The organism is Solibacillus sp. FSL R5-0691 (genome assembly GCF_037974225.1).
In the GTDB taxonomy this organism is placed as follows: Bacteria; Bacillota; Bacilli; order Bacillales_A; family Planococcaceae; genus Solibacillus.
Genome location: NZ_CP150231.1, coordinates 1739503 through 1752199, shown reverse-complemented (window position 1 = coordinate 1752199; position 12697 = coordinate 1739503). Strand labels below are relative to the sequence as shown.

General features: G+C 36.8%; 14 protein-coding genes and 1 pseudogene. 13 read left to right on the top strand and 2 right to left on the bottom strand.

Going from position 1 to position 12697, the window contains the following annotated elements:
- Positions 1-54: 54 nt before the first annotated feature.
- The 3 genes and pseudogenes from ltrA to MKY51_RS08600 all read left to right on the top strand — a co-directional run bounded on the left by ltrA (position 55) and on the right by MKY51_RS08600 (position 3159).
- Complete coding sequence (gene ltrA / locus MKY51_RS08610) at positions 55-1854, top strand: group II intron reverse transcriptase/maturase (RefSeq protein WP_339176514.1); 1800 nt, start codon at positions 55-57, stop codon at positions 1852-1854.
- 102 nt (positions 1855-1956) lie between these two features.
- A pseudogene (locus MKY51_RS08605) lies at positions 1957-2676 on the top strand (thymidylate synthase); the annotation flags it as partial.
- A 12-nt stretch (positions 2677-2688) separates the two neighbouring features.
- Positions 2689-3159 carry a dihydrofolate reductase gene (locus tag MKY51_RS08600; RefSeq protein WP_339176513.1) on the top strand — a complete coding sequence of 157 codons (471 nt, stop codon included), beginning with the start codon at positions 2689-2691 and terminating at the stop codon, positions 3157-3159.
- A gap of 49 nt (positions 3160-3208) precedes the next feature.
- On the opposite strand, the gene MKY51_RS08595 is transcribed toward MKY51_RS08600, so the two are convergent.
- On the bottom strand, positions 3209-3853 hold the full coding sequence (locus MKY51_RS08595; RefSeq protein ID WP_339176511.1) for a hemolysin III family protein: 645 nt from the start codon (positions 3851-3853) through the stop codon (positions 3209-3211).
- 197 nt (positions 3854-4050) lie between these two features.
- Here MKY51_RS08595 and MKY51_RS08590 point away from each other — a divergent pair, with 197 nt between their 5' ends.
- The 5 genes from MKY51_RS08590 to msrB all read left to right on the top strand — a co-directional run bounded on the left by MKY51_RS08590 (position 4051) and on the right by msrB (position 7517).
- Entirely contained in the window at positions 4051-4896 is an 846-nt protein-coding gene (locus tag MKY51_RS08590) for a DegV family protein (protein WP_339176509.1), read from the top strand.
- Positions 4897-5053: 157 nt separating this feature from the next.
- Positions 5054-5965, top strand: a complete 912-nt coding sequence (locus MKY51_RS08585; protein ID WP_339176508.1) for a GDSL-type esterase/lipase family protein — start codon at positions 5054-5056, stop codon at positions 5963-5965.
- Positions 5966-5969: 4 nt separating this feature from the next.
- Positions 5970-6542, top strand: coding sequence for a YpmS family protein (locus MKY51_RS08580; protein WP_339176507.1), 573 nt, complete (start codon positions 5970-5972; stop codon positions 6540-6542).
- 18 nt (positions 6543-6560) lie between these two features.
- Positions 6561-7088, top strand: a complete 528-nt coding sequence (gene msrA, locus MKY51_RS08575) for a peptide-methionine (S)-S-oxide reductase MsrA (RefSeq protein ID WP_339176506.1) — start codon at positions 6561-6563, stop codon at positions 7086-7088.
- Entirely contained in the window at positions 7089-7517 is a 429-nt protein-coding gene (gene msrB, locus MKY51_RS08570; RefSeq protein WP_339176504.1) for a peptide-methionine (R)-S-oxide reductase MsrB, read from the top strand.
- A 39-nt stretch (positions 7518-7556) separates the two neighbouring features.
- Here msrB and MKY51_RS08565 read toward each other — a convergent pair whose 3' ends face one another.
- A complete protein-coding gene (locus MKY51_RS08565) occupies positions 7557-9344 on the bottom strand; it encodes a methyl-accepting chemotaxis protein (RefSeq protein WP_339176600.1) in 1788 nt (595 codons plus the stop codon).
- A 92-nt stretch (positions 9345-9436) separates the two neighbouring features.
- On the opposite strand from MKY51_RS08565, the gene MKY51_RS08560 reads away from it, so the two are divergent.
- From MKY51_RS08560 to MKY51_RS08540, 5 genes are all read left to right on the top strand, one after another.
- Positions 9437-9661 carry a YozE family protein gene (locus MKY51_RS08560; RefSeq protein ID WP_339176503.1) on the top strand — a complete coding sequence of 75 codons (225 nt, stop codon included), beginning with the start codon at positions 9437-9439 and terminating at the stop codon, positions 9659-9661.
- A 190-nt stretch (positions 9662-9851) separates the two neighbouring features.
- Positions 9852-10559 (top strand): purine-nucleoside phosphorylase, encoded by a 708-nt coding sequence (gene deoD / locus MKY51_RS08555; RefSeq protein ID WP_251687817.1) that lies wholly within the window; start codon positions 9852-9854, stop codon positions 10557-10559.
- A gap of 181 nt (positions 10560-10740) precedes the next feature.
- A complete protein-coding gene (locus MKY51_RS08550) occupies positions 10741-10932 on the top strand; it encodes a YqaE/Pmp3 family membrane protein (protein ID WP_339176502.1) in 192 nt (63 codons plus the stop codon).
- A 200-nt stretch (positions 10933-11132) separates the two neighbouring features.
- Positions 11133-11591: an RND transporter gene (locus MKY51_RS08545; RefSeq protein ID WP_339176501.1), complete on the top strand. Its 459-nt coding sequence runs from the start codon at positions 11133-11135 to the stop codon at positions 11589-11591.
- A 191-nt stretch (positions 11592-11782) separates the two neighbouring features.
- Positions 11783-12628 carry a DUF6612 family protein gene (locus MKY51_RS08540; protein WP_339176500.1) on the top strand — a complete coding sequence of 282 codons (846 nt, stop codon included), beginning with the start codon at positions 11783-11785 and terminating at the stop codon, positions 12626-12628.
- Positions 12629-12697: the final 69 nt, after the last annotated feature.

The window sequence follows — 12697 nt, the reverse complement described above, 5'->3', positions numbered from 1 at the left end:
GTGTGACTCATTTTATGTTCAAATTGAACAGAAGGATGGGAGTGGTAGACACCGATGGATACAACATTACGAAATGTTAGCTACTACAGTCTTCAAGAAACATTTGATGAACTATATGAGGTTAGTAAAAATAATGCATCCTTAAGTAAGAATCTACTAAGGATTATTACGAGTGAGGAAAACATTATGTTGGCTTTTCGCAACATGAAAACTAACAAAGGTTCAAAAACGGCTGGAGTAGATGGCAAAACAATTGATGATTACAAAGAAACAGAAATTCAGTCATTAATTAACGAAATTAGAGAAAGAATCAATAATTACAAACCCGATAAAATAAAACGTGTTTTTATTCCGAAAAGTAATGGGAAAAAGAGACCTTTAGGAATCCCTACAATAAGAGATAGACTTATTCAACAAATGTTTAAACAGGTCATTGAGCCAATTGTTGAAGCGAAGTTTTACAATCACTCTTACGGATTCCGTCCAAACCGAAGCCAACACCACGCAATTGCTAGATGTCGACATTTAGTCAACTGCAATAAACTACTTTATGTTGTCGATATTGATGTTAAAGGTTTCTTTGACAATGTTAATCATAATAAACTGATTAAGCAGCTATACAATATAGGCATAAAAGATAAACGAGTTTTAACAATGATTAACAAAATGTTAAAAGCAGCAGTTGTAGGCGAAGGGAAACAAGAAAAAGGTACACCACAGGGTTCAATACTAAGTCCAATATTATCTAACGTAGTATTGAATGATTTAGACCAGTGGATATATTCTCAGTGGGAAAACTTTCAAACGAGAGCCTCTTACACACTCCAAGGAAATAAAATAAAAGTAATGAAACAGACTAAACTTAAAGAAATGTATATCGTTCGATACGCAGATGATTTTAAAATTTTTACAAACAACAAGGTTAATGCTTGGAAAATTTATCACGCTGTAAAGGGCTACTTAAAGGACAGACTTGGATTAGAAATAGCCGAGGATAAGTCGAAAATTACAGACCTACGAAAAGAGAAATCCAAGTTTCTTGGGTATGCTATTTTTGCTTTCAAAAAGAAAAATAAATGGGTAGCTCGAACGGAAATCACACAAGATAAGTGTGACGAAATCGTTCAAAAAGCACGTGAATTAATTAAGAATATCAAAGCGAAACCTGAAACATCGTCGATAAAAGAATACAACATCTTTGTAATGGGAGTTAAAAATTACTTTAAGTACGCAACAAACTGTTATCGGGGATTTAGAAACATTCAATACCGACTTTCTCGAACCTTATACAACAAACTGCGAACCATATGTAGGTATGATATACCACGAACTGATTCACCTGTATTTAAAATGTACAACAAAAATGCCATGCGAACATACGGCTTACAAGGTATCTATCTATTTGTTTTCGCTGATACACAAGCTTTTGCGAATACAAATTTTAAGCAAGAAATTTGTAATTATACAGTAGAAGGTAGAGCAACTAAAAAGCAGTTAGAAGAAGGCATTGTACATGAGTTATCTCGTTTATATAAGCAAAGTCTTAAAACGGACAACATTGAATATGCGGATAACAAAATTTCATCATACAGTATGCAAAAGGGTAAATGTAAAATACTTAATGTATTTTTACCCGCAGAGTTAGTTCAGTGTCACCACATCATACCTAAAGCAGATGGTGGTATGGATGAGTTTAAAAACTTAGTGATTATACACAAAGATATGCATAGGCTCATTCATGCAGTAGAAAAAGATACGATAAAGAAATATATAGATTTATACCAATTGACTGAAAAGCAAATAAAAGTGGTCAATAAATATCGTAAAAGTTGTAATTTACCAAAGATAAATTAATCAATAATTAAGATGGAACGCCTTATGAAGCGAAAGCTTCACGTAGGGTGTGGTACGGGGGAAAACTTGGAGATAACTTCAAAGAGTTACCTATCGTAATAATGGGCATTCAAAAAGTGGGTAGAATCAGAAGAGTACAGTGGACCTGATATGAGTGATTTCGGAAGACGCTGCCTGATAGATGAAGCATTTAATGAACAGTATCAAACAGAGCTTTCTTCATTTTGTGAACGCGTTTTACATGATGATGAATTTGCTTCAAAATACGGTGATTTGGGTAATGTTTATGGGAAACAGTGGCGTAATTGGACAACATCAGAAGGTGAATCGATCGATCAATTACAGGATGCAATCGATTTAATTAAACATAACCCGGATTCCCGTCGAATTATCGTGAATGCGTGGAACCCGGAAGATGTGATCGATGCAGGAGGAAAGGGCAGTAAAGCGGCTCTACCGCCATGCCATGCCATGTTCCAGTTTTATGTTGCTGACGGTAAATTAAGCTGTATGCTTACACAGCGAAGTGCGGATTCATTTCTTGGGGTACCATTCAACATTGCGAGCTATGCATTGCTGACGCATTTAATCGCGCATGAATGTGGGCTTGAGGTTGGTGAGTTTGTGCATAGCATGGCCGATACCCATATTTATTCAAACCATTTTGAACAAGTAAAAGAACAGCTTACACGTGAACCGAAGCAATTGCCGATCTTAAAGTTAAATCTTGAAAAGCAATCGATCTTTGATTTTGAAATGGAAGACATTTCGTTGGAAGGGTATCATCCGCATCCATCAATTAAAGCACCGATTGCGGTATAAAGGGGGATCTCCATGATTTCATTAATCGTAGCGCATGATGAAAACCGGGTTATTGGCTATCAAAACGATTTGCCGTGGTATTTACCTGGGGATTTGAAATACTTTAAGGAAATGACAATGGGAAAACCGATGATTATGGGCCGGAAAACCTATGATTCAATCGGACGACCATTACCGGGCCGCCGAAATATTGTCATTACAAGGAATGAAGACTTTACAGCTGAAGGAATCGAAGTTGTAGGGAGCCTGGATGAAGCGTTGGCGCTTGTTGAAGGTGAAGAAGAAGTGATGATTATTGGCGGTGCTCAAATATTTGAGCAATCGATGGCAATTGCCGATAGATTATATATTACGCTCATCAATCACAGCTTTAAAGGGGACACTTATTTCCCGTCATACGATGAATGGAAAAAAGTATCATGTCTTGAACCGATTGAGTCAGAAGATGGCTATACATTCCAGTATTGTATTTATGAAAAATAACTGTAAAAGGACATGCTGAATCAATTTTTCAGCATGTCCTTTACTTCTTTTATATTAAATAAATATATACACAAGCCACCATGCACCCACATCCAGCAATAACGAATAAATGCCAAATTGCATGATTGTACGGAAGGCGGGTCCATGCATAAAAAATTGCCCCAAATGTAAACAGCAATCCGCCAATAAGCATCAGCATAAAACCATCAAACGTTAAATATTCATATAGTGGCCGTATAGCGAAAATGATAAGCCAGCCCATGAAAATATAAAGCAGCAATGACAATTTCTCGAATCGGTGAATGAACAAACATTTGAACACAACGCCTAATATGGCAATAAACCAAATAATACACAGCATGACAATGCCTGTCACGCCCCCGATTGCAATTAGTAAAAACGGGGTATAAGTACCAGCAATCAATATATAAATTGATGAATGGTCCAATATTGAAAAGAACCGTTTATATTTTTCCGGAACACTATGTAATAATGTCGACATTAGAAACAGTAAAATTAAAGATGCGCCAAAAATAGCGTAGGAAGTAATATGTACTGCCGTGCCGTATACTGATGAATGGATGATTAATAGTATGCAGGCAGGTATGCTGATGGCAAGCCCAATCCCATGTGTAATGGCATTCCAAAGTTCTTCTTTCCAGTTTTTATAGTCAAATGCGTCTAAATTGTGCATGTGTCATCACGCTCCTCTATATTAGTATAACAATTAATCAAATTATTCGTGATAGATGGATGTCATGATGTTATACTGCTATATGTCATATGTAAATAGTGATAAACGGGGTCATTCTTCAATGACAAATGTCATATTGGTAAACAAATATGATTTCTTTATAATAGTAAGGAAGATAGATAAAGGATGTGTTTTCTTTGAGTCAAATTCATATCGTAACAGATTCAACTTGCGATTTAACAGACGCAGAAATTCAGGAACATGGAATTCATGTAGTACCACTAACAGTTCAAATTGATGAAAAAATGTATACAGATCGTGTAAATTTGCAACCGGATACATTTATTGAGTTACTAAAAACAGCAAAAGAACTGCCAAAAAGTTCTCAGCCGTCTCCAGGTGCATTTAAAGAATTATATGACGAACTTGGAAAAGATGGTTCAAAAATTGTATCGATCCATATGACAGGCAATATGAGCGGTACCTATCAGTCAGCCAATCAAGCATCGCAAATGAGTGATTCTGACGTAACTGTAATAGATTCACGTTATATAGCTTTTGGATTGGCATTCCAGCTTCGTGAAGCGATCCGTTTACGCAATGCAGGTGCTTCTGTGGAGGAAATTGTTGCAGGTGTGAATCGAGTACGTGAAAACACACGTCTTTTTGTTGCATTGGACACATTGGAAAACATGGTGAAGGGCGGCCGAATCGGAAAAGGTAAGGCAGTTGTCAGTTCTTTGTTGAATATTAAGCCGATTGGTCACTTGGATATTGGGGAAGTGACGATTTGTGCAAAACCGCGCAGTTATAAGCAAGTGGTGAAATATTTAATGAGTGAATTTGAAAAGGATACTCAAGGCAAAAAAGTGGCAGGTGTCGGCATCTCCCATGCAAATTCGTTGGATACTTTAGTGAATCCGTTGATTGAACAGGTAAAAGCAACAGGCTATACAGGGCAAGTTGAAGTTGCCTTTACTTCGCCGGTTATCAGTACACATACAGGTGAAGGTGCAATCGGTTTTATTTATTATACAGAATAGGTAAAAGGTAATTCTAAAGAATATCAACTTTAGAATTACTTTTTTTGTAAAGTGAAAAAATATTTTCTGATATATCACTATTTTTATAGGCAAATCATTCCTAAAGATAAGGAAAATATTTTATAATGAAATAACAAAATAAAAAGGGGGAAGTTGCATGTGGCGGTTAGTACTCACATCATTAGCTGTCATTTTCTTGTCCGCATGCTCCGTTACAATTGACCCACAAATAGAAGAAGCACAACAATCCGACAATTCATCCAGTGATAACAATGAGTTGTCTATATCAGAAGAAGAAGCCGAAAACGAAGAAACAGTCGCAACGAGCTTTTTTGATATTATAAATGATGTATTTCAACTAGACTGGTCTGATCGTAAGGAAGAAAATGCACAATCGGTTTTTTATTTAGCATTAGGTGATTCACTTACACGTGGTGTTGGAGATGAAACACAGGATTATGGCTATACAATTCGTCTGCAGCAGGAGCTGGAAAAATGGCCGATGGTAGAGGAAGTGGAACTCGATAATCGAGGTAAAAATGGTAGACGCAGTGACCAGCTGCTAAGTTTACTTGAGCGTGGCCACTATGAAGAAGAGCTGCAAAAAGCAAATCTGATTACGATTACGCTCGGTGGTAATGATGTAATGAAAATTGTTAAAAAGAATTTGTTTTCAATGAAAAAATCTATGTTTGATAAGGAATTGCCCCGCTTTGCTGAGCGTTACGAAAAAGTCATAGCAGAAATTCGCAAAGTAAATCCTGAGGCGCCGATTATTTTAGTCGGGTTTTATAATCCCTTTTCAATCGTAGTCGATGAAATAACACCTTTTGATCCGATTATTTCGGAGTGGAATGAAGAAATCGAAAAGCTTGCTGCCACAGATGAAAATGCGTGTTTCGTATCTGTAGAGGATTTATTTGTATCAAATGAGGATATGGTATATCATGTAGACTTCTTTCATCCGAATAGCACAGGATATGATCGTATGACAAAGCGTATCATTGAAACTATGCAACAATGTGATATTGAGCAGATGTCAGACGGTTTATTAGGATTTGAGGAGTGAGAAGATGAACAAATGGAAAGTCGCATTTTTACTATTGGCTGGAGCAGTACTCATAACATTCGCCACATTGCTCTATTTAATAACTGCTGACGTCAACCAGGCTACCGAACAGCCGCCACTCCAAGTAGAGGGCAATATACTGACGGTAGAAACGACAGCGAAAGAATTCGAAGCAATTGCAAAACAATATTTATCGGAAGCTATGAACCAGTCCCCGGTTCCAGTAGAGCTGACAGTGGACGATAAAATTTATTTATATAGTACTTTAACTGTTTTTAATATTGAATTACCGATACAGATGGATTTCATTCCAGTTGTAAATAATGGTAATATTACACTGAGTCAAGAGGCTGTCCATGTGGGCAAGGTAAATATTCCTCCGAAAACGGTTCTGAAAATGATTGATGATGCGGTTAATTTTCCAAACTGGATAACGGTAAAGCCAAATGATGAAGAAATATATGTGGATCTGTCGCGCATTAATATCGCAAGCGGTTCGAGAGTGCGCGCAAAGGAAATTGATTTACCGAATGATAAAATAGAGTTGGAAGTAGTTATTCCAAACCAGACGAAGTAAAATAGGAGGTAATTTTAAATGGCATATGAAAAAGCGACATTTGCAGGGGGCTGCTTTTGGTGTATGGTAAAGCCATTTGACCAACAGCCCGGTATTATAGAAGTCGTTTCCGGTTACACGGGCGGTCATGTTGAAAACCCGACATACGAACAAGTATGCAGTGAAACAACGGGGCATCTCGAGGCAGTTCAGATTACGTTTGATCCTGAAATTTATCCGTATGAAAAACTGGTTGAACTTTATTGGACACTGATTGATCCGACAGATGCAGGCGGTCAATTTTATGACCGTGGCGAATCATACACTACGGCGATTTTTTACCATGATGATGTCCAAAAGCAGATTGCGGAACTATCCAAGTCCAAACTGGAGGCGAGCGGTAAATTCAGATCACCGATTGCTGTTAAAATACTTGAAGCAAAGCCATTTTACGCAGCGGAAGATTATCATCAGCACTATTATAAAAAGAATCCGGCACATTACGAACGCTATTCTGTAGGTTCTGGACGTGCAGGATTTATCGAAAAACACTGGGGGTCGAAATAAATGAATAAAGAGCAGCGTTTAAAAGAATTAACAGATATGCAGTATCATGTTACTCAAAACCAAGGAACGGAACCTCCATTCCGCAATGAGTACAATGATGTTTTCGAAGATGGTATCTATGTGGATATCGTTTCAGGAAAGCCACTTTTCAGTTCAAAAGACAAATATGATGCAGGATGCGGCTGGCCATCTTTTTCAAAGCCAATTGAGTCAGTGGTGGTAACAGAGCATTTTGATACATCACACGGTATGCGTCGTGTGGAAGTCCGCAGTAAAACAGCCGATTCCCATTTAGGCCATGTATTTCCTGATGGTCCACAAGAATTGGGTGGATTGCGTTATTGCATTAACTCAGCGGCATTGCGCTTTATTCCGGTAGAGGATCTTGAAAAAGAAGGTTACGCTGAATATAAATCATTGTTTGAATAAAAAAACTCGCTTATGGAATTACCCATGAGCGAGTTTTTTTTAGATTTTAAATTCGTTAACAACACTTCGCAGGTGATCAGCTTGTGAAGCCAGTTCGACGGCTGAAGCATTAATTTCCTCCATGGATGCGGAACCTTGTGATGCAGCTGCTGCACTGCGTTCTGTATTCGCAGCAGTATTGTCTGCAATCGCTGCCACATGTACGAATGAAGTTGTGACACTGTGACTATTATTTAACGTTTGTTCAATCTGAGTAACCATTTGTGTTAAGATATCAGATGTTTTCTCTGTTTGCAGTAAAATATTTTGTAAAGAATTTGTCGTCTCATTCGTCACTTCAACACCGCGGATTACTTTTTCTACCCCAGTGTGGTTTTGCTCGATAATGGAATTGACCTCTGTTTGAATCGATCCGACAATTGCTGAAACTTCTTTTGCTGCTTTTTGGGATTGCTCAGCAAGTTTTCGAACTTCAGCCGCTACAACCGCAAAGCCCCGTCCATGTTCTCCGGCCCGAGCAGCCTCAATCGCCGCATTTAAAGCTAGGAGATTCGTCTGTTCGGCAATTGCTGTAATGGTACTGATAATGGACGTAATATTTTTGGATCTTTCCCCTAATTTTTCAACCGTATCCGAAGTTGTTGCCATTGTTTCTTCAATTTCAAGCATCACATTGGCTGAATGATTCACCGATCTGCTACCCTGATGTGCAGCGTTTTTCATTTCAGATGCCGCTTGCTGAACTTCCCGAGCCTTTTCATCTAAAATATGCATCGATTGTTCCAAATTTTGCATTTCATTTCCGGCACTTCCGATACTGTTTAGAATTTCACTGCTATCACTCGCGATGTTCATCGTAGAATCAGCAATAAAATCAATTGTTCGCGCGTTTTCATCTGCTAGTGCCATTAATTCCTGTGAACTTCCCGATACATTATCGGCAAGGTTTGACACGCGTTTCACCAAAGCAGAGATTGATTCGATTAAAATGTTCGTGGAATTTGCTATTAATGAAAATTCATCTTTTGTTTTAACGTTTACACGTCGTGTTAAGTCACCGCCAGCTTGTGCGATATCCAGAATCGATTCATTGATTTTTTTCGTATTTCTCCGAATCGATTTCGATAATATGTAACCCAATGAAATAGTTAAAATAACAGCAACACCCGTTAAGGCAGAAATCATTATTTTTGAGGCAAATGCAAACTGTTCCAAGTCAGAAATCGTTTTTTCATTGCGCTGTTCAAGTATTTGAATCAGTTTCCCTGTATTTTCATCTATATAGCCTTTGAAATTTTGACTTCCGCTATTAGCAAACAGTTTAGCGGCATTTTCATAGCCATATTTTTGACGTACTTCAATCGTCGATTTAGAATAGGATAAATAATTAGCATAAAACTGTTGGATTAAGCCGACGATTTTAAGTTCTTCATCCTGATTTCTAAACGATGCTTCAACAGATGTTAAATTTGTATGTATTCGTTCCTTCGTCTCTTCATATAATTGAAGAAATTTTTCGTCGCCCGTAATTAAATAAGTTTGTTCATGGCTTGAAAGTTTCGCGATATCAGAAGCTAAACTATTGATATGCATTTGCTGCTGGAGATTTTCTTCAGCAAATTCTCGTAAATTATTCTCCAAATTTGTTATATTGATATACGACAAAATTTGCATCGAGATAATTATTGCCATTAAAATAGTAAAAGTAATTAAAATTTTCCCTCGTATTAGGTGAAAGAAGTGAAATAGGGCTTTCGGTTTAATAGATTTTTTTATTCGTTTTTCTTTATTAGGTTTATTTTTCTTGCTCTTTCGCAAATAATTCACCACTTTCTGAAAAATCAATATTTAACTATTTTACTACATGAATGGGAAATTTACACTATTTATTGTGAAAAAAGTATAAAGGAGGGAAAATTTTGAAAAAATCATTTTATCATTTTGCTCTCACATTTAGAGGGGGAGAATGGTCGGACGAGAAAGTGCGTTTTGCGGAAAGCATGTTTCACGATCATGCTTTTCCAAAAATGTCTGACAGCTTTGATGAGCTTACAAATTATATAGAATTTCAGTCCAATGAATTTTTAACAATCGGTGCCTTTGACCAATTATGGGACCTTTATGAAAATAAATTTTCGGTATAAGCAATGTTTTGCATGCAATTTGCCAGATGGGGTATAGTGAAAGTAAGGCAAGCTGCGTAAAATTAATCGTTATTTTGTCCAAATATTGTTTTTTATGCAAATTTTTTTGTGAAGCAAGACGTCTAACGATTGAATGTTTATACGAAAACGTTTACAATTTAAAAGAATTATGATGAAAAGAGGTTTTTTGATGAGCGTTCATATTAATGCCAAAAAAGGCGACATTGCAGAAATTGTACTATTACCAGGAGATCCATTACGTGCAAAATATATTGCCGAAACATTTTTAGAAGATGTTGTACAATATAACGAAGTACGTAACATTCTTGGCTACACAGGAACTTATAAAGGGAAACGTGTTTCTGTACAAGGTACAGGCATGGGTGTACCATCCATTTCAATTTATGCTACTGAATTAATGCAAGAGTACGGTGTACAAAAACTAATCCGTGTAGGTACTTGTGGTGCGATTCAAAAAGACGTGAAAGTACGTGACGTTATTATTGCACAAACTTCGTCTACAGATTCAAATATGAATCGCGTTGTTTTCGGCGGTACAATCGATTATGCACCAACTGCAGACTTTGATTTATTATTGAAAGCATACAATGCTGCTAAAGAAGCGAACTTAAATGTACGTGTAGGTAATATTTTCACTGCAGATATGTTCTATTCAGATGAAGCACAAAACGAAAAATTAGCGCAATATGGCGTATTAGCTGTTGAAATGGAAACTTCAGCACTTTACACATTAGCTGCGAAATTCGGTCGTCAAGCTTTAACAGTATTAACTGTATCTGACCACATCTTAACTGGTGAAGTAACAACTTCAGAAGAACGCCAAACTACGTTCAATGACATGATGGTTATTGCGTTGGAAGCGGCTATTCAAGACTAATAATAGTAAGGGATTGCAATGCTAATTCGAAAGTACCTGACAGGTAATAACTGTTAGGTGCTTTTTTTTGTGGTCAGAACATACGGAATGTTATTTCATTTAGAGAAAATGATTTATAATAGCGGTCAATTTAATGGGCAGACTAATTCAATAAATAAAGTTTAAGGAGCAGGTGAAACAAATGATGTATTTATTAGCTATTTTCTTGCCGCCTTTAGCCGTCCTGTTTTGCGGAAAACCGATCCAAGCATTAATTAACTTTTTCTTATGTTTTTTAATATGGATACCGGCAGTGATTCATGCAATTTTGATTGTTCGTGATTATAAAGCAGATAAAAGAATGGAGCGCCAAATCAAGCTAATGAAGAAATAGCAGGAAAGCGCACATATTCAATAATTGGGTAAATGCACATTACATCTGTATTGTGCATTTTTAGTTTTTTCGCCGATTAAAATTTCAAAAATTTTCTTAGCCGATGTTTGGCATATCGATTTTATGTTGTGGGCAAACTGAAATACCGGCAATTTTAAAGCACAAAAGATGACGGTCAAAAAGTAAAAAGGAGTGAGGGGATGAGTCAGGAAGTAGCGAAGAAATTTATTGATCGAATCTCAAGCACAGTGGATCCGTTAGCGAATATTGTCACGGTGAGTCTGTTTTGTGAAAATGCCATTAACCATTTGATTCAGGAAAAGCTGCCAAAAGTTCGGAGCTTCAAGGATCAGGCAACTTATATCCCGATGGCGAGCTCCAATTACAGTACGAAAGTCTATTCTGTTTATGCATTAGGTTTAATCGAACAGAAATTATTCGAAAACTTATGGTTGCTGAATTATTGGCGCAACAAAGCCGCACATAATATTAGTGTCGATATTAAAGCATTGCCGATGAATTTCCACATTTTTGATAACAACCTGAGAATCGAAAAAGACATGAATGAAAATGAAATTGTGATCGGGATTGCGCTTTGTACTTATAAAGAGCTGCATGTGTTTTTAAATGAACAATACGGTATAAAACTAAATTGGTGAACAATAAAAAGTGTCTATGCCTGTAGACACTTTTTATTCTATCCGGCATTTCTAAAAAAATGCACGCTTTCCATAGAAGATTTTTAATAATAAATTAAAATACAATTAACCTTATTTCAATTTTAACGATATAAATAGTACATATTAGGGAATGGATAGGGGAAGTTTACTGTAGGAAGGGTTGAAATAATTTGAAAAAAAGATATTTATTCGCAATGTCTACATTATCAATTGCATTGGTTGCAGGATGTGGGGATACAGCAGAACCGGTTGACGGTACAGAAAACGAAGCCAATTTAACTTTACAGCAAGTATATGAAAATGCCATGCAGCGCCAGCAAAATTTAAAAAGTGTTCATGCTGAAACAAAAATGGATCAGGTGACGACTTTCTTAATGGATGGTCAGACGATGGAAATGACAAGCAACTCAAATTTGGCAATGGACATTCAGCAAAATCCGATGGCCATGTATTCTAAAGGAACAATAGAAATGGATATGGGCGAGGATAACATGGAAATGCCTATTGAAATGTATATGACAGAAGAAGATGGCTTTTACTTATATAACGGCGAATCGAATGAATGGCTGAAAATGCCGGATGAACAATATGAACAGCTGTTAGCGCAAACCGGTGCACAGGCAGATGCATCACAGCAACTTGAACAGCTTGAGCAGTTTATCGAAGATTTCAGTTTTGAACAAGACGAAGAAAATTATTTACTGACATTGAATATAGAAGGGGATCAATTCAAGCAGTTCATCCTTTCGCAAATGGGTGCAAGCCTTGGAGAATCAATGGAAATGAATGAGGAGATTTTAAAAAATATGTCCTTTGAAGATTCACAGTATAATATAGTTGTAGCAAAAGATACGTTTGACATTAAAGAAATGGATATGGATCTGAAAATCATCACAAATGTCGAAGGTCAGGAAACAACGATTGAAAATGATGCAAACATTGTCTATTCTAAATTCGATGAAGTAAAAGAGATCAATATACCAAATGAAGTTTTAAAAGAAGCAAAAACTGAATAATAGATCAGGCAGCGAGTCCCCTATATAGCGGAAATCGCTGCTTTTTCCTATTTAATATGAAATGAAATA